Annotated in this window: 15 protein-coding genes and 1 other RNA gene; 8 read left to right on the top strand and 8 right to left on the bottom strand. The window is 58.0% G+C overall.

Translation table 11 applies throughout. The features are described from left to right. Positions 1–9: 9 nt before the first annotated feature. The 5 genes from AACW30_RS27425 to AACW30_RS27405 form a co-directional block, all read right to left on the bottom strand. The gene (locus AACW30_RS27425) at positions 10–1,266 is read right to left on the bottom strand and encodes an integrase domain-containing protein (RefSeq protein WP_150596484.1); all 1,257 of its coding nucleotides are present in this window, start codon (positions 1,264–1,266) and stop codon (positions 10–12) included. A 185-nt stretch (positions 1,267–1,451) separates the two neighbouring features. Beyond that, positions 1,452–1,848: a transfer-messenger RNA gene (gene ssrA, locus AACW30_RS27420) on the bottom strand. Positions 1,849–1,951: 103 nt separating this feature from the next. Further along, entirely contained in the window at positions 1,952–2,233 is a 282-nt protein-coding gene (locus AACW30_RS27415; protein WP_106579272.1) for a hypothetical protein, read from the bottom strand. 135 nt (positions 2,234–2,368) lie between these two features. After that, the gene (locus AACW30_RS27410; protein WP_200623889.1) at positions 2,369–5,179 is read right to left on the bottom strand and encodes an FAD-binding and (Fe-S)-binding domain-containing protein; all 2,811 of its coding nucleotides are present in this window, start codon (positions 5,177–5,179) and stop codon (positions 2,369–2,371) included. A gap of 70 nt (positions 5,180–5,249) precedes the next feature. Beyond that, complete coding sequence (locus AACW30_RS27405; RefSeq protein ID WP_200623888.1) at positions 5,250–6,944, bottom strand: lactate permease LctP family transporter; 1,695 nt, start codon at positions 6,942–6,944, stop codon at positions 5,250–5,252. A 251-nt stretch (positions 6,945–7,195) separates the two neighbouring features. Between AACW30_RS27405 and AACW30_RS27400 the strand changes: the two genes are divergently transcribed. Continuing rightward, positions 7,196–7,963 carry an FCD domain-containing protein gene (locus tag AACW30_RS27400; RefSeq protein ID WP_106579269.1) on the top strand — a complete coding sequence of 256 codons (768 nt, stop codon included), beginning with the start codon at positions 7,196–7,198 and terminating at the stop codon, positions 7,961–7,963. A 37-nt stretch (positions 7,964–8,000) separates the two neighbouring features. Here the strand turns inward: AACW30_RS27400 and smpB are convergent, their stop codons facing one another. Continuing rightward, on the bottom strand, positions 8,001–8,483 hold the full coding sequence (smpB, locus tag AACW30_RS27395) for an SsrA-binding protein SmpB (RefSeq protein ID WP_003176160.1): 483 nt from the start codon (positions 8,481–8,483) through the stop codon (positions 8,001–8,003). 166 nt (positions 8,484–8,649) lie between these two features. Between smpB and AACW30_RS27390 the strand changes: the two genes are divergently transcribed. Further along, positions 8,650–9,084, top strand: coding sequence for a type II toxin-antitoxin system RatA family toxin (locus AACW30_RS27390; RefSeq protein WP_200623887.1), 435 nt, complete (start codon positions 8,650–8,652; stop codon positions 9,082–9,084). Then, positions 9,077–9,379: an RnfH family protein gene (locus AACW30_RS27385; RefSeq protein WP_106579267.1), complete on the top strand. Its 303-nt coding sequence runs from the start codon at positions 9,077–9,079 to the stop codon at positions 9,377–9,379. The genes AACW30_RS27390 and AACW30_RS27385 overlap by 8 nt, the downstream gene beginning before the upstream one ends. A 64-nt stretch (positions 9,380–9,443) precedes the next feature. Here AACW30_RS27385 and AACW30_RS27380 read toward each other — a convergent pair whose 3' ends face one another. Then, on the bottom strand, positions 9,444–9,971 hold the full coding sequence (locus AACW30_RS27380) for an outer membrane protein assembly factor BamE (protein WP_106579266.1): 528 nt from the start codon (positions 9,969–9,971) through the stop codon (positions 9,444–9,446). Between the two features lie 98 nt (positions 9,972–10,069). Between AACW30_RS27380 and fur the strand changes: the two genes are divergently transcribed. After that, entirely contained in the window at positions 10,070–10,474 is a 405-nt protein-coding gene (gene fur / locus AACW30_RS27375; protein ID WP_024077449.1) for a ferric iron uptake transcriptional regulator, read from the top strand. A gap of 85 nt (positions 10,475–10,559) precedes the next feature. On the opposite strand, the gene recN is transcribed toward fur, so the two are convergent. Continuing rightward, complete coding sequence (gene recN, locus AACW30_RS27370) at positions 10,560–12,233, bottom strand: DNA repair protein RecN (RefSeq protein ID WP_119741040.1); 1,674 nt, start codon at positions 12,231–12,233, stop codon at positions 10,560–10,562. Positions 12,234–12,487: 254 nt separating this feature from the next. Here recN and grpE point away from each other — a divergent pair, with 254 nt between their 5' ends. The 4 genes from grpE (at position 12,488) to dapB (ending at position 17,325) form a co-directional block, all read left to right on the top strand. Further along, on the top strand, positions 12,488–13,048 hold the full coding sequence (gene grpE, locus AACW30_RS27365) for a nucleotide exchange factor GrpE (protein WP_200623886.1): 561 nt from the start codon (positions 12,488–12,490) through the stop codon (positions 13,046–13,048). A gap of 102 nt (positions 13,049–13,150) precedes the next feature. Further along, a complete protein-coding gene (dnaK, locus tag AACW30_RS27360) occupies positions 13,151–15,067 on the top strand; it encodes a molecular chaperone DnaK (protein ID WP_106579264.1) in 1,917 nt (638 codons plus the stop codon). Positions 15,068–15,383: 316 nt separating this feature from the next. Then, entirely contained in the window at positions 15,384–16,508 is a 1,125-nt protein-coding gene (gene dnaJ, locus AACW30_RS27355; protein ID WP_119741042.1) for a molecular chaperone DnaJ, read from the top strand. A gap of 10 nt (positions 16,509–16,518) precedes the next feature. After that, the gene (gene dapB, locus AACW30_RS27350) at positions 16,519–17,325 is read left to right on the top strand and encodes a 4-hydroxy-tetrahydrodipicolinate reductase (RefSeq protein WP_106579262.1); all 807 of its coding nucleotides are present in this window, start codon (positions 16,519–16,521) and stop codon (positions 17,323–17,325) included. Positions 17,326–17,454: the final 129 nt, after the last annotated feature.

Below are 17,454 nucleotides of genomic sequence, written 5' to 3'. Positions count from 1 at the left end.
TTTGGATGTTTAGCGAATCGGTACGACGTTGCGGTCCCTGGTTTGATTGATGGCCGATGCCGACAGGCTGCCGGTGGCCGCCTTCTGGATATGTTCACTCCACCAGGCCATCATCGGACGCCGGCGTTCGATGTAATCCGCCCGGTTGTAGGCGCTACGAACTTCGTCCTTGTCGACGTGCGCCAGCGCGACCTCAATCAGCTCCGGATCCCAGCCATGCTCATTCAGGATGGTGCTCGCCATCGAGCGCAAGCCGTGGCTGACTAGACGGTCCTGAAAGCCCATGCGCTTCAACGCCATGTTGGCGGTCTGGCTATTGGCATGGGTGCGGGGGTTTCTATCTGAGGGGAACACGTACTCTCTGTTACCGCTGAGTTGCTTGAGCGTCTCCAGCAACGAAAGTGCCTGATCGGTAAGAGGGATTGTGTGCGTCCGACGCTTTTTCATGCGCTCTGGCGGAATGGTCCAAATGCGCTTGTCGAAGTCGATATCTGCCCATCGTGTGGTGGCTGCTTCGGCAGGGCGGGTCATCGTGTGCAGTTGCCATTCGATCAGGCAGCGGGTTGTGCGCTTGATGCTGGCGTTCGCGATTTCCATCATGAGCTCGGGAAGCTCCTCAGGTGGTAGCGCAGCCATGTTCTCTTTCTTGGGTTTCTTGAACACCGCCCGAATTCCATTAAGGGGGTTCGCAAATATCAGCCCGGAGTTGACCCCGTAGGTCATGATCTCGTTTAGTCGTTGACTCAATCGTTTCACGGTTTCGAGACTCCCTTTGGCCTCGATTGGGCGAAGGATCTTGATAACCATCGGAGCAGTGATTTGAGAGAGCGGCGTTGTTTTCATGCTTGGGAAAACATGGAGCGTCAGCGATCTCCAAATGTCTTCGGCGTAGGCTTTGGTTACGGAGTCTTTCTTCAGCTCGAACCAGGCGGTGGCCACCTTTTCGAACGTGTGTTCAGTCTCAGCAAGTTTGGCTTGCCTTACCTCATCACGCTGGGTTTTGGGATCAATGCCCAAAGCGAGCAGCTCACGCGCCTCTGCTGCTTTCTTCCGGGCGTTGGCTAACGAGAGGTCGGGGTATGGACCAAGCGCCATGTTGATACGGCTTCTGGTCAACGGCTCGCGGTAATTGAAATTCCACATCATCGAGCCGCTCGCGCGTACTCGAAGCTGCAAGCCATCGCCGTCGCTGAGGACGAAGTCTTTACCAGTTGCCTTGACTGCCTTGAGCTGGCGATCGGAGAGGCGGGTTGCGTTAGTAGGCATGGGGCTACCTCCAGCACCGTTTTGGTATCCTGAAAATAGCATTTGGTAACCCGGGATACCACCTGGGATACCAAAGCGCCTGGAACTCAGAAATCCTCCAAAGCCCCCGTAAGCGCTGAAGCCCCTGTATTCAGTGGATTTCAGGCACAAAAAAAGACGTCCGTGGACGTCTTTAGATGATGAAGTGGTGGAGCCGGGGGGATTTGAACCCCCGTCCGCCAGTACTCCGCTGTCGGTACTACATGCGTAGCCGTATCTATTAAGTTAACCCTCAGCGACCCGAAGGGCAGGGTGCTTTGGGCGAGTTGTGTAAGTTTTAGCCGCTTCGTCCACAACGTACTGCACGGCGATTCTGTTCTATATGACAATCACTTTGGGTTTACAGACATCCCCTGGTGATTGCTGGACCCGAAGGTACCAGAAGCTCAGGTCTAAGGCTGCTTACGCAGCGATAGCGAATTCCTGGCCGTAGTTTTCGTCATTGGCAACTATAAGAAGTTGCAACAGTGGATTTACGAGTTCTGTTACCAACTCGGCATGCACCTAAAGTTTCGCGACCGGCGTCGAATCCTAAACGGCCCCGTGCTTGTAACTCGTTGTTTCATAGTGAGTGACAAGCCTGTGCAGTGTACGCCAAACCGTCACAGAAGGCCAACCCGAAGGTTGACCTCTGCGGCTGGCGTGGTTACTGATTGCCGCCTTTGTCGCTGTTCTGCAGGTCTTGCAGGGCTTTGGAGGTGATCTCGATGCACTTCTTGTCATCACCGGCCGCGTGCGCGGCTTTGGCTTGGGAGACAGCGGTATCGATTTCGCCTTTTTTGCCACTGGTATCGGTTGCGAGCAGGGCTTGGCCGTTATTGATTTTGTCCAGGTTGATTTTGCACAGATCAGGCTCACCGGCAGCAAAAACAGGGGAGGCCATCATCGCAGCGGTAATGAACAAGCCAGCAAGAGCGGAACGCTTCATAGGGTATCTCCTTGCGAAAAAGGGCTCGACGCTGCTGGCGTTCAGAGGCGGCCAGCGACATCACTGTTAAGCCTCGTACGCCGAGGCCTATTCAAATGACTACGCAGACGCACAGGCGTTCGGTTTAGTGGCTATTTAATGCACTCGAGCTTGCGTTACCCGGTCCACCAGGTACACCAACCCGTGATAATCAATGCCTCCATGCTGGCTCAGGCCGATCTCGCAGGTGCGGCTGGTGGAAATGCCTTCGCTGCAATGTTGCACGGCGTCCTTGAGCGACCGCAGTGAGTGGGCGTTGAGCTCGGGCGTGGTAAAGCCTTTGTCGCCGGCAAAACCGCAGCAATGGATGCCTTCCGGGATCACCACGTTTTTTGAGCAGCGTCGCGCGAGATCAATCAACGCCTGGCTCTCGCCCAGGTGCTGAGTGCTGCAGGTGACGTGCACAGCGATGGGCGCCTCCTGCGGGGTGAAGTCTAGACGGTCCATCAGGTGGGTGCGGATAAAACGCACCGGGTCGTAGAAGTCCAGGCGTGTTTCGCCCAGGTCTTGTACCAGGCGCAGGGTGCAGGGGCTGGTGTCGCAATAGACCGGGTCGAGGCCGCCGCGGCTGGCGTGGAGCAGGGCGCCGATCAGTTCCTGACGTTTGTGCTCAGCCTGTTCGGCATAGCCTTTGGAGGCGAATGGCTGGCCGCAGCACAGGCTGTCCTGATTATCGGGGAAGACTACTTGGTAACCGGCTTTTTCCAGCAGCCCACGGGTCTTGTCGTACAGCGACATCTGCTCTTTATCGCCAGCCGCTGGGCCCATGGCGCGTGAGACGCAGGCTGCCAGGTAGACCACGCGCGGCCGCTCATCCGTCACGGCCGGACTGAAACGAATGGCTTTTTCCGGCTGTGGCATGGCGCTGCTCCACTGCGGGATTTGCCCCTTGGACAGCTTGGTTACTCTGGCTGACAGTTTGGCCAGACGCGGCGCGCCCAAGAGCATGCGCGCGCCATTGGCGACATGCAGGGTAAAACGCGCACCTTGCAGTGCCGTGGCGAAATGGCTGGCGAGCCATTCGGCGGTTTTCTGACTGTCGGCGTCACGGGCGCGCAGCTTTTTCACCAGGTCGCCGGTATTGATGCCTACAGGGCAGCGTTGAGCGCATAACCCGGTGGCGGCGCAGGTGTCGATGCCCTGGTAGTGGTAAGCCGCTTCCAACTCGGTGGTGTCTGCACCCGCGCGCTTTTTCGCCTGGATATCGCGCCAGATCACAATGCGCTGGCGCGGGCTCAAGGTCAGGCCCTTCGAGGGGCATACCGGCTCGCAGAACCCGCACTCGATGCACTTATCCACAATCTCGTCGGCCGCAGGCAATGGCTTGAGGTGTTTAAGGTGAATGTGCGGGTCTTCGCTGAGCACCACGTCGGGGTTGAGAATGCCGTTGGGGTCGAGCAAGCGTTTGAGCTGCCACATCAATTGATACGCATCGCTGCCCCATTCCAGTTCAACGAACGGGGCCATATTGCGGCCAGTACCGTGTTCGGCTTTCAGCGAGCCACCGAACTCGACTGCTACCAGTTGCGCAACGTCGTCCATGAACGCTTTATAACGTGCGATTTCTTCAGTGCTGTTGAAGCCTTGGGTGAACACAAAGTGCAGATTACCTTCCAGGGCATGTCCGAAAAGGATGGCTTCGTCGTAGTGATGTTTGTCGAACAACTCGATCAAGCGGTTCACGCCGATGGCCAGCTGCTCGACCGGGAAGGTCACGTCTTCGATGATTACGGTGGTGCCGGTTTTACGTACAGCACCGACGGCGGGGAAGGTGTCTTTGCGGATGGCCCACAGCCGTGCGTTCTCAACCGGGTCTTCGGTGAAGTCGACCTGTTTTTCCACAGGGAAAGGTGCCAGGGACGCCATGATCAGCGACAGTTGCTCGTGCAGCAATGACGGCGACGCGGCGCGGGATTCGATCAGCAGCGCACAGGCGTTTTCCGATAACTGCTGTACGAAAGCGGGCATGCCCGGTTTGTCCTGTACCGAACGCATGCTGCGCCGGTCCAGCAATTCGACGGCCGAGACCGGCTGGGTTTTCAGCACCGTCACCGCGTTGCAGCAGGTTTCGACATCCGGGAACACGATCAGCGCCGAAGCTTTGTTCGGGTGATCGATCACCGTGTTGTAAGTCACCGCGCTGATAAAACCCAGGGTGCCTTCGGAACCCACCAGCAAGTGGCTGAGGATATCCAGTGGCTCGTCGAAATCCACCAAGGCATTGAGTGACAGGCCGGTGGTATTTTTCAGACGGTATTTGTGGCGGATTTTGGCCGCCAACTCAGCGTTTGCCCGCGTCTCACGTCCCATCGTCGCCAGGCGTTCCAACAGCGCGCCATGTTGGTTACGAAAGGCCGCGACGCTGGCTGCATCTTCGGTATCCAGGCGGCTGCCATCGGCCAGTACCAGCCGGATGCCAGCCAGGGTGTGATAAGTATTCTGCGCCGTACCGCAGCACATGCCGCTGGCATTGTTGGCGACGATGCCGCCAATTTTGCAGGCATTGATCGACGCGGGGTCCGGGCCAATCTTGCGTCCGAACGGCGCAAGCCACGCATTGGCCTGCGCGCCAATCACGCCGGGTTGCAGGCGGATCTGTGTGCCTTGTCCACGAATCTCGCGACCGTTCCAGTTGTCACCCAGCACGATCAGCACCGAGTCGCTGATGGCTTGGCCTGACAGACTGGTGCCCGCCGCGCGGAAGGTGACGGGTACGCGATCACGCTGAGCCAATTGCAGCAGTGCGACTACTTCGTCTTCCGACTCCACGCGGATCACCAGCTGTGGGATCAGTCGGTAAAAACTGGCGTCGGTGCCGAAGGCTAGCGTGGAAAGTGGATCGTCGAAGCGACGATCTTTCGGGATCAGTTGTGCGGCGTCGCTCAGAAAAGCAGCAGGCAGGCTCATCGGTCCTCCAGAAATAGCTGACGCCGGCATGAGTGTCCGGCGCCGATTCTTACCCTATTACGTGCAGGTTTCAGTGCACCAGCATACCGGTGAACCAGTAGGCCTGCGCCAGCGTGATCAGCCCGACAATGGTGGCAAAAAACAGGCTGTGCTTGAGGGTAAAGCGGAACAGATCGGATTCCTTGCCCACCAGGCCGGTGGCGGCGCAGGCGACGGCGATCGACTGCGGCGAAATCATCTTGCCGGTCACGCCGCCGCTGGTATTGGCGGCGACCAACAGCACGTCGTTGACGCCGATCTGGTGGGCAGTGGTGGCTTGCAGCGAGCTGAACAGGGCGTTGGACGATGTGTCGGAGCCTGTCAGGAAAACGCCCAGCCAGCCAAGGAATGGCGAGAAGAACGGGAATGCCGCACCGGTTCCGGCCAGCACCAGCGCCATGGTCGAGGACATGCCGGAGTAGTTGGTGACGAAAGCAAACGCCAGCACCATACCAATTGAGAGGATTGGCCAGCGCAGTTCGTAGAAGGTCTCTTTTAAAGTGGTAAGACCAGTTTTTACGTCGATCTTGAGTACCAGCATCGACACGAGTGCGGAGAAGAAAATCGCCGTGCCGGTAGCTGAAATGGGGTCCAGTTTGAACACGGCTGGAATCGCCGTTGGGGCGGTGACGATCGGGGCGACCTTGATTACCAACTGGTCCAGGTGCGGGATCGCGAAGTTGAAAACCCAGCTGTACATCGAACCGCCCGCCGCGAACATTGCCTTGAAAGGTTTGAGGGTCCAAATGGTGACCAGGACGGTCAGGATCAGGAACGGCGACCAGGCTTTGAAAATCTGCCCTAGGCTGTAGGGCGAAGCGACCGTTTGGCGTGGTTGGCCGAAGCCGCCGACACTGGCGGTAACCGCGGCGCTGGATGTCGCGCCGGCAATCTGCGCGCCCGCGGTGCGCTTGGGCTGCCAAACTTTCAGGAACAACGTCAGGGCTACCAGGCTGGCCAGCGCGGAAGTGATGTCCGGCAGCTCCGGGCCGATGAAGTTGGAGGTGAAATATTGGGTGACGGCAAAGCTCAGGCCTGCCACCAAGGCTGCCGGCCAGGTTTCACGAACGCCACGCAGGCCGTCCATCATAAACACCAGCCAGAACGGCACGAACAGCGACAGCAGGGGCAGCTGGCGGCCGGTCATGGCGCCGATCTTGAATGCGTCAATGCCGGTGACCTGGCCTGCGACGATGATTGGAATGCCTAGCGCGCCGAAGGCCACCGGCGCCGTGTTAGCGATCAGGCACAGGCCGGCGGCGTACAGCGGGTTGAAACCCAGGCCGACCAGCAGTGCGGCGGTGATCGCCACTGGTGCGCCGAAACCGGCCGCGCCTTCGAGGAAGGCGCCGAAGCAAAAGCCGATCAGCAGCACTTGCAGGCGCTGGTCGTCGGTAATCGACAGAACTGAGCTGCGGATGATCTCGAACTGGCCGCTCTTGACCGTCAGTTTGTAGAGAAACACGGCTGCGACGATGATCCACGCGATAGGCCACAGGCCGTAGGCAAAGCCATAACCAGCGGCGGCCAGTGCCATGTCCACGGGCATCTGGAAGGCAAAGATAGCCACCAGGACCGACAGCCCCAAGGTGATGCTCCCGGCGACGTGGCCTTTGAGGCGAAACACGGCCAGGGCGAGGAAGAAAAATACGATTGGAATAACGGCGGCCAATGCGGACAGGCCGAGGCTGCCGAGCGGGCTGTAGAGCTGTTGCCAGGTTTGCATATGGGGTGGCCCCTGATTGTTGTTGTTAGGTCAGCTTGGATAATTGGTAATACCAATTTACAGTTGCTGTTGGCTAGAGTAAAAGCCTGGGATGGGGTGTGTCAATTTGCCGCTCGCGAAACTTTGGTCGTAACGGTGCGGTGCAGAGGTTCTGCTCGGGTGAATCGAGGGCGTTCTGATAGGTGCCGCAAGCGCGGCGATAGGCCAGAATAGAGGGCCCGGCGAGTGGTCGGGATTGTGGAGAGTGAGTTATGGGGTTTGATCAGGTGCGTCAGCGCCGTTTGTCTGACGATATCGTCGAGCAGCTTGAGGGCATGATCCTCGAGGGCACGTTGAAGTCAGGCGAGCGCTTGCCGGCCGAGCGCGCTTTGGCTGAGCAATTTGGCGTGTCGCGCCCGTCGTTGCGCGAGGCGATCCAGAAGCTGGCGGCCAAGGGGTTGCTGGTCAGTCGCCAGGGCGGCGGCAACTATGTGGCGGACTCCCTAGGGTCGACGTTCAGCGACCCGTTGCTGCACCTGCTGGAAAATAATCCCGAGGCTCAGCGGGATTTGCTCGAGTTTCGCCAGACGCTTGAAGCGTCGTGTGCTTATTACGCCGCGCAGCGCGCCACCGAGGTGGATCGTGAGCGACTGACCGCAGCGTTTGAGGCGTTACAGGATTGCTATACGCGCGTTGATGAGGTGAGCCGGGTGGAGGAGGGTGCGGCGGATGCGAGGTTTCATTTGGCTATCGCCGAGGCGAGCCATAATGCGGTGTTGCTGCACACCATTCGCGGTTTGTTCGATCTGCTCAAGCGCAATGTGGTGACCAATATCGGTGGTATGTATCAGCAGCGCACGGAAACCCGCGACATGTTGATCAGTCAGCACCGGGATTTGTACCTGGCGATTATCGAAGGGCGGGCCGAGCAGGCGCGTGAGGTTTCAACACGCCATCTGCTGTATGTGCAGGAGGTGTTGGAGGAGGTGCGTCAGGAGGTCCAGCGCGTGGCGCGGGCGGAGCGACGTAAAGGCCTGTAGCCCGGGTGAGTCACCCAGGGCTACATCGTCACAAGGATTATTCTTCCTTGCCCTTGTTGCGAACGGCGCGATGCAGCTCACGATTGGAATCACGCTCGCGCTCGGTATCGCGCTTGTCGTATTCCTTTTTACCCTTGCCCAATGCGATCTCGCACTTGACCAGGTGCTTGCTCCAGTACCAAGACAGGCAGATGCAGGCATAGCCCTTCTGCTGTACAGCGGCGGCGAGCTTTTCGAGTTCGCGGGCGTTGAGCAACAGCTTGCGTGTGCGCACCGGGTCAGCAATCACGTGGGTGCTCGCGGTGGTCAGCGGGGTGATATGACTGCCGAGCAGCCATGCCTCGCCATCCTTGAGCAATACGTAGCTGTCGACCAGTTGCAGCTTGCTGGCGCGCAGACTTTTTACTTCCCAGCCGGCCAGGACCAGACCAGCCTCGAACCGATGTTCGATGAAGTAATCGTGTCGCGCCTTTTTATTTTGCGCGATGGTCCCTGTGGGGTGTTTCTTTTGTTTAGCCATAGGGGCGGCATTATAGGGAGTTGCGAGCGTGTCGGCTACGGTCAACCTGCGTGCTTGAGCGTGTTGGACGAATCCCGGACAATACCGGCAGTTCTTTGGTTTTTTTCTCTCGCGGATTGGGCTGTTCTTTCGCGATGTTTGCCTCAGCAGTGGAAGTAACGCTCACATGACGACGCATATTCAACGTTCGGCTTTATTGCCTTATCCGGCGCAGGCGCTCTATGACCTGGTCAACGACGTGGCGCGTTACCCGGAATTCCTGCCATGGTGCAACACCGCCGAGGTGCTGGAGAGCAGTGCTGAGCACATGGTTGCCAGTGTCGGGGTGGCGAAGGGCGGCCTTAGCCAGCATTTTGTTACACGCAATGTGTTGGTCCCTGGGCAATCCATCGAAATGAATTTGCAGGAAGGGCCGTTCACTCAGCTTCATGGGGTATGGGTGTTCAAGGCGCTGACTGACAAGGCCTGCAAGATCAGCCTGGACCTGTCCTTTGATTATGCAGGGCCGATTGTGCGGGCAACGTTGGGGCCGTTGTTCAACCAGGCGGCCAATACGCTGGTGGATGCGTTCTGCCAGCGGGCCAAGCAGCTGCATGGTTGAGATTGAGGTGGTGTATGCCGCCGAGGACCGCCAGGTCTTATTGGCGGTCACGGTGCCGGCGGGCACAAGCCTGAGGGCTGCGGTGCAGGCGTCGGGTATTGCGGTGCAGTTTCCAACAGTGGTCTTGGCTGATTGCCCCTTGGGCATATTCGGCAAGGTAGTTGCGGATGCGGATATGCGCGCTGTGCAGCCGGGTGACCGTATCGAGATTTACCGGCCCTTGCTGGCAGACCCCAAGGAAGTACGCAGGCTGCGCGCAGCCAAGGCGGCGATAGCCAGGCAGAAAAACTCATAACCCTGCTAAAAGGGCAGGCAACAAAAAGCCCGGCATGCCGGGCTTTTTATCGAGCGCCGCAAACTTACTGCGGGCCGGTGTCCAGAGGCTGAGGCGTCGGGACTGGAACGGTTTGCACGCCGTCCACGTCCTTCTGGATCTGATCCAGCAAGGAGCCTGGTTTGGCCGGTACTTCCGACTTCGGCTTTTCTGCTTCCTGCGCGGGCGCAGTCACATTGGTGCCGTTGTCCTTGCCCAGCAAGGCTTCATCGCGGCTTACGCCAGGCATGAAGTCACCGGACAAGCTGACGAGCTGGTCATTGCCATTAAAGATGACACTGACGCGTTCCTGCTGGCGTTCACCGCCACCAGGCTGGATGCTGTAGAGATAATCCCAGCGATCGGCATGAAAAGTGTCGGTCAGCAGGGGGTTGCCCATAATAAACCGTACTTGCCGTCGGGTCATTCCCGGGCGTAACTGGTCTATCATGTCCTGCGTGACGACATTGCCCTGCTGGATGTCGATTTTGTAAACCCCGGGGAATGAACAACCGGCGAGTGCGAGCAGTCCCACAAGGGTGAAACTGGTTAGCAAGAGCTTGGTGTTTTGCATCGGTGGGCGACTTCCACTATCTTGGCTGGGACAACGTAAACGCCGATCATACCCGTATTAAGAGAAGCTGCGAAGCAGCATCCGCGAGAAAGCTAACCATGGTTGAAAATAGCGAACTACGCAAAGCCGGTCTTAAAGTGACTCTGCCACGAGTCAAGATTCTACAAATGCTCGATTCTGCTGAGCAGCGCCACATGAGTGCCGAGGATGTTTACAAGGCGCTGATGGAGTCTAACGAGGACGTTGGCCTGGCCACGGTTTACCGTGTGCTGACCCAGTTTGAAGCCGCAGGGCTGGTGGTTCGTCATAATTTCGACGGCGGTCATGCGGTGTTCGAATTGGCTGATGGTGGTCATCACGACCACATGGTTGACCTTGATACCAATGAGGTTATCGAGTTCACCAGTCCGGAAATCGAGAAGCTCCAGAAGGCTATCGCCGAAGAGCATGGTTTCGATTTGGTGGACCATAATCTGGTGCTGTACATCCGTAAGAAAAAGTAAAAATCGACGCAGATTTGCTCTGCAAAACGATTGAAGGCGACCCTAGGGTCGCCTTCGTGCTTTCTAAATAGAAGAAATTACCGGGTTAGGCCTTGGCTGCCACGACCATTTTCTTCGCATGGGCCAAAGACTCTTTGGTCAGGTCGATCCCGCCAAGCATCCGCGCCACCTCTTCCACACGTTCCGACTTGTTGAGTTTGGAGACGGCTGTGTGCGTCGCATCGCTGCCGCGTACTTTGTGTACAAACAGGTGCTGATGCCCTTGAGCGGCCACTTGCGGTAAGTGGGTCACGGTCAAGACCTGGCCACGTTCGCCCAAGCGGCGCAGCAACTGGCCAACAATTTCCGCAGTCGGCCCGCCGATACCCACGTCTACTTCATCGAATACCAGTGTGGGTACCCGTGAGGTTTGGGCGGTAATGACCTGGATCGCCAGGCTGATTCGCGACAGCTCGCCGCCTGACGCCACTTTTGCCAACGCCTTGAGCGGCTGACCGGGGTTGGCGCTCACCAGCAGTTCCACCTGTTCCAGGCCGTGGGGTTGCAGCTCGTTGCTGGTGTTGGCATGCAGTTCGATGGTGAAGCGCCCGCCTGGCATGCCCAGGCGCTGAATTTCTTGTTCTACCGCTCCGGCCAGGCCTGTGGCCGCCTGCTGGCGCAGGTCGCTTAATTCGCGAGCTTTCTCATGGTAGTGGCGAGCAAAGGAGGCGAGCTCGTCACCGAGGCGCTCAATGGATTCGTCATTCGCGTTCAAGGTTTCGATTTCATCCAGCAACTTCTGCTGCATCGTCGCTACTTCGGTTGGCTGGATTCGGTGTTTGCGGGCCAGGGTGTAAATAGTGTCCAGGCGTTCTTCGATTTCTTGCAGGCGCGCTGGGTCCGCGTCGAAGTGATCCAGGAAGCGATTCAGTTCGCCCACGGCCTCTTCGACTTGGATTTGTGCGCTGGTCAACAGAGTTGTGGCTTCACTCAGCGAACCGGACGCGTTGTTCACGCTGGACAGTCGATTGAGGCTGGCAGTCAATGCGTTAAGGACATTGCCCGAATCACTCTCGCTGCATTGCTCCACCACTTGGCGACAGATACCCAGCAGGGTTTCGGCATTGGTGAGGTTCTTGTGCTCCTGCTCGAGCTGCTCCAGCTCTGTTTCGCCAAGGCCCAGGCTTTCGAGTTCTTCAAGCTGATAGCTGAGTAACTGATGGCGAGCGCGCTGTTCGTCGCCAGAGTTGGATAGGCGCTCCAGCTCCTGACGAGTCTGACGCCAGCGCTGGGCGGCAAGCTGTACCTGCCGGGCCAGGTCGGTGGCGCCGGCATACTCATCGAGCAGGCGGCGATGGGTATCGGTTTTCAGCAGGGATTGGTGTTCGTGCTGGCTGTGGATATCGATCAGCAGCTCGCCCAGGGCTTTCAAGTCGCCGAGAGGGCAGGGCGTGCCGTTGATGTAGCCGCGCGAGCGGCCTTCTGCTGTGATGACCCGGCGCAGGATGCACGGGCCTTCATTATTAAGGTCGCGCTCGGCCAGCCAGGCTTCGGCTTCCGGAATGTCTGCGAGGTCGAAGGTCGCCAGGATATCGGCCTTGTCCGCACCGGGTCGCACCACGCCGCTGTCGGCGCGGTCGCCAAGCGTCAGGCCCAGGGCGTCGAGCATGATCGACTTGCCGGCACCGGTTTCGCCTGTGATTACGCTCATCCCGCGATCCAGTTCAAGGTCCAGATGTTCAACGATGGCGTAGTTATGTACAGACAGGTGCACGAGCATGGCGGCCGCTCCGAGGCGTTAGGTCTGGTTATTTATACAGTGTTTTGTTTGAGGCTGACAATCCTGATGCTTAGCTCGATTTGCTTGATTGCAGGAGTTTTTTAGCTCAATGAGGAATGAGTGCGAAGGAATTGATCCAGAGCAGGCGAAAGACTTTTGGTAACGCCTGCGCTCTTGAACCTGGAAATTGTGGCCCCATATACCGGAACAGAAGCGCGAGTTGAGTTCGCGCATGATTTTGAAAGGAGAAATCTATGGCTGACGAACAGACGCAGGATACGCAAACTCCAGACGCCAATTCGGCTGCCGGTGATGAGCTGGCGACTCGTGTGCAAGTGCTCGAAGAGCAATTGGCTGCTGCGCAGGATCAGTCTTTGCGTGTTGCCGCCGATCTGCAGAACGTCCGCCGCCGTGCCGAGCAGGATGTCGAGAAGGCTCACAAATTCGCGTTGGAAAAATTCGCCAATGACTTGCTGCCGATTATTGACAGCCTGGAACGTGGCCTTGAGCTGTCCAATCCGGACGATGAAAACATCCGCCCGATGCGCGAAGGGATTGAGCTGACGCTGAAAATGTTCCAGGACACCTTGAAGCGTTATCAGCTGGAAGCTATCGATCCGCAAGGCGGCGAGCCGTTCAATGCAGAGCATCACCAAGCCATGGCCATGCAGGAAAGCCATGACCTGGAGCCCAACAGCGTATTGAAAGTGTTCCAGAAGGGTTATCAGCTTAACGGTCGCTTGTTGCGCCCGGCGATGGTGGTGGTGAGCAAGGCTCCTGCACCTATCGCACCTTCTATTGATGAGCAGGCTTGAAATCAGTCGTAACGACCCCATCTATAAGTCAAGCGTTTAAGTGCTACCGCAGTTGGCCACCACTGCTGCGGCAACCAAATTAAAGTTTCGGGAGAGTAAATCATGGGCAAAATTATCGGTATCGACCTGGGGACTACCAACTCCTGCGTCTCCGTGCTGGAAAACGGCGTTGCTAAAGTTATCGAAAACGCCGAAGGCGCGCGTACCACGCCGTCGATCATTGCATACGCCAACGACGGTGAAATCCTCGTGGGTCAGTCGGCCAAGCGTCAGGCCGTGACCAATCCGCACAACACCCTGTACGCGGTGAAGCGTCTGATCGGTCGTAAGTTCGACGAAGAAGTCGTACAGAAAGACATCAAGATGGTCCCATACAAAATCGCCAAGGCTGACAACGGTGACGCCTGGGTTGAAGTAAATGGCCAGAAAATGTCGCCGCCGCAAATCTCGGCTGAAATCTTGAAAAAGATGAAGAAAACCGCCGAAGACTACCTCGGTGAAGCAGTGACTGAAGCGGTGATCACCGTTCCGGCCTACTTCAACGACAGCCAGCGCCAGGCGACCAAAGACGCCGGCCGCATCGCGGGCCTGGATGTAAAACGTATCATCAACGAGCCAACCGCAGCCGCTCTGGCCTACGGCATGGACAAGGCCAAGGGCGACCACACTGTGATCGTTTACGACCTGGGTGGCGGTACTTTCGACGTCTCCGTGATCGAGATCGCAGAAGTTGACGGCGAGCACCAGTTTGAAGTGTTGGCCACCAACGGCGACACCTTCCTGGGCGGTGAAGACTTTGACATTCGTCTGATCGACTACCTCGTTGACGAATTCAAGAAAGAAAGCGGCATGAACCTCAAGGGTGATCCGCTGGCCATGCAGCGTCTGAAAGAAGCCGCTGAGAAAGCCAAGATCGAGCTGTCTTCCGCTCAGTCGACCGACGTGAACCTGCCGTACATCACTGCAGACGCCACCGGTCCTAAGCACTTGAACGTGAAAATCTCGCGTTCCAAGCTGGAAGCACTGGTTGAAGACCTGGTTCAACGCACCATCGAGCCTTGCCGCATCGCGCTGAAAGACTCCGGTATCGACGTTGGCTCGATCAACGACGTGATCCTGGTTGGCGGTCAGACCCGTATGCCACTGGTTCAGAAGCTGGTCACCGAGTTCTTTGGCAAAGAAGCCCGTAAGGACGTGAACCCGGACGAAGCTGTTGCCATGGGTGCTGCTATCCAAGGTGCGGTACTGGCCGGCGACGTGAAAGATGTGTTGCTGCTGGACGTGAGTCCGCTGACTCTGGGTATCGAAACCATGGGCGGCGTGATGACTGCGCTGATCGAGAAAAACACCACGATTCCTACCAAGAAATCGCAAGTGTTCTCGACTGCCGACGACAACCAGGGCGCTGTGACCATTCACGTGCTGCAAGGTGAGCGTAAGCAAGCGGCGCAGAACAAGTCTCTGGGCAAGTTCGACCTGGCTGAGATTCCACCAGCACCACGTGGCGTGCCACAAATTGAAGTGACCTTCGACATCGACGCCAACGGCATTCTGCACGTAGGCGCCAAAGACAAGGCCACTGGCAAAGAGCAGAAGATCACGATCAAGGCCAACTCCGGTCTGTCTGATGAAGAAATTCAACAGATGATTCGTGATGCTGAAGCTAACGCTGATGCGGATGCCAAGTTTGCTGAGCTGGCCGGCGCCCGTAACCAGGGTGATGCCCTGGTTCACTCGACGCGCAAAATGATCTCCGAAGCAGGCGACAAAGTGACTGCTGAAGAGAAAACCGCAATCGAAGCGGCTGTAGTTGCCCTGGAAGCCGCCATCAAAGGCGACGACAAGGCTGCCATCGAAGCCAAGGTTGAGGAGCTGTCGAAAGTCTCCGCACCGGTTGCTCAGAAAATGTACGCCGAGCAAGGCCAGCCGGCAGAAGGCGCTGCGCAGCATGCAGAGCCTGAAGCCAAGCACGACGACGTTGTCGATGCCGAGTTCGAAGAAGTTAAAGACCAGAAGTAAGTTGGTCGCCCGGTTGACCGCTATCAAGCGGTGACTGGTAGGATGTCGCCGCGCGGGAGCTTGCTCCCGCGTTGGCGTGTCTGGGGTATGCGAATTTTTACAGCATGCGACAAGGTTCGGATGCTGGCGGTGTGATCGGGAATGCTCCTGCTTCCTGGCGACAGTCACCGCGTTTTTGGCCGGGTCTCTGGCTAAAAGCAGTTATGACCAGGATCGTTGAATTGACGTGAGTTGGGTCCGGGCCGGTATTGGGGCTCAACGAGTTTGGCGAGGCTCAGGAGGGTCTGGCTGAACGTCCTTAAGAGTGTAAAGACTTATGGCAAAGCGTGACTATTACGAAGTATTGGGTGTGGAGCGCGGCTCCAGCGAGGCAGACCTGAAAAAGGCTTACCGTCGCCTGGCGATGAAGCACCACCCGGACCGTAATCCGGATAGCAAAGAATCCGAAGAGCTGTTCAAAGAGGCCAATGAGGCCTACGAGTGCCTGTCTGATCCCAACAAGCGTGCGGCCTACGACCAGTATGGTCACGCAGGTGTTGACCCAAGCATGGGTGGCGGTGGTGCTGGTTTTGGTGGTCAGAACTTCTCCGATATCTTCGGCGACGTATTCAGTGACTTCTTCGGCGGAGGCCGTGGCGGCCAGCGTGGCGGCGCTCAGCGTGGCAGCGATTTGCGCTACACCCTGGAGCTGAACCTGGAAGAAGCCGTGCGCGGCACCAGCGTCAATATCCGTGTGCCGACGCTGGTCAATTGCAAGCCGTGCGATGGCTCGGGCGCGAAGAAAGGCTCCTCGCCGATCACGTGCCCAACCTGCGGCGGTATTGGCCAGGTCCGTATGCAGCAGGGCTTCTTCTCGGTGCAGCAGACCTGCCCGCGTTGCCATGGCCAAGGCAAGATCATTTCCGATCCTTGCGACTCCTGCCACGGCGAAGGCCGCGTTGAAGAGTACAAGACCCTCTCGGTGAAAGTGCCGGCGGGTGTCGATACCGGTGATCGCATTCGCCTGTCGGGCGAGGGTGAGGCGGGTACTCAGGGCGGCCCTACCGGCGACCTGTATGTGGTGATCAATGTGCGCGAGCACTCGATCTTCCAGCGCGATGGCAAACACCTGTTCTGTGAAGTGCCAATCAGCTTTGTCGATGCGGCCCTGGGTGGCGAGTTGGAGATTCCGACGCTCGATGGTCGGGTCAAGCTCAAGATTCCTGAAGGCACGCAGACCGGCAAGCAGTTCCGTATTCGTGGCAAAGGCGTTGCGCCGGTGCGCGGTGGCGGTGCTGGCGACCTGATGTGTCGCGTAGCCGTGGAAACACCGGTCAACCTCGGGCGTCGTCAGCGCGAGCTGCTGGAAGAGTTCCGCAGTTCGTTGGAAGGTGATGACTCCCATTCGCCGAAAACTACCGGCTTTTTCGATGGCGTGAAGCGCTTCTTCGGCGACCTGTAAGGAAGTGAGTATGCGACGTATAGCCGTAATGGGCGCTGCCGGGCGCATGGGCAAGACGCTGGTCGAAGCGGTGCAGCAGCGCTCGCCGGCCTCTGGGCTGACGGCGGCGATTGTTCGCCCGGGCAGCACGTTGATCGGTGCGGATGCGGGTGAGCTGGCCTCGCTGGGGCGCATCGGCGTTTCGTTGTCGGGCAACCTGGAGCAGGTGGCCGACGAGTTCGACGTGCTGATCGATTTCACCCTGCCGGAGGTGATGCTGAAAAACCTGGCGTTCTGCCGCAAGGCGGGCAAAGCCATGGTGATCGGTACCACGGGCTTGAGTGCTGAGCAGAAGCAGTTGCTGGTGGAGGCGGGTAAGGTTATTCCGATCGTCTTCGCTGCCAATTTCAGTGTGGGCGTGAACCTGTCGCTCAAGTTGCTGGACCTGGCTGCTCGTGTGCTGGGTGATGAGGCGGATATCGAGATCATCGAGACCCATCATCGCCACAAGATCGACGCGCCGTCGGGTACCGCACTGCGCATGGGTGAAGCGATCGCCGATGCGCTGGGGCGTGATCTGTCGAAAGTCGCGGTGTATGGCCGTGAAGGTCATACCGGGGCGCGTGCACGTGACACCATCGGTTTCGCCACTGTGCGCGGTGGCGATGTGGTGGGTGATCACACCGTGCTGTTCGCCTCCGAAGGCGAGCGCCTGGAGATCACGCACAAAGCCTCAAGTCGCATGACATTCGCCAAGGGGGCGGTACGTGCCGCCCTCTGGTTGGAAGGTCGTGAGGCGGGGCTGTACGACATGCGTGATGTGCTGGATCTGCACTAATCAGTAGCTAAAACGGGGCCTCAGGATTATCCTGAACCCCCGTTTTTACCAGCTAAGCGACTTCCTGTCGCATTCCCCTGCCTTTAAGGCTCATTAGCGGTGGACCAAAAAAGCCTTTTTCTGTAAGCT

The organism is Pseudomonas sp. MF6747 (assembly GCF_963890955.1).
Lineage (GTDB): Bacteria > Pseudomonadota > Gammaproteobacteria > Pseudomonadales > Pseudomonadaceae > Aquipseudomonas.
This window is presented reverse-complemented; position numbering and strand designations above follow the sequence as displayed.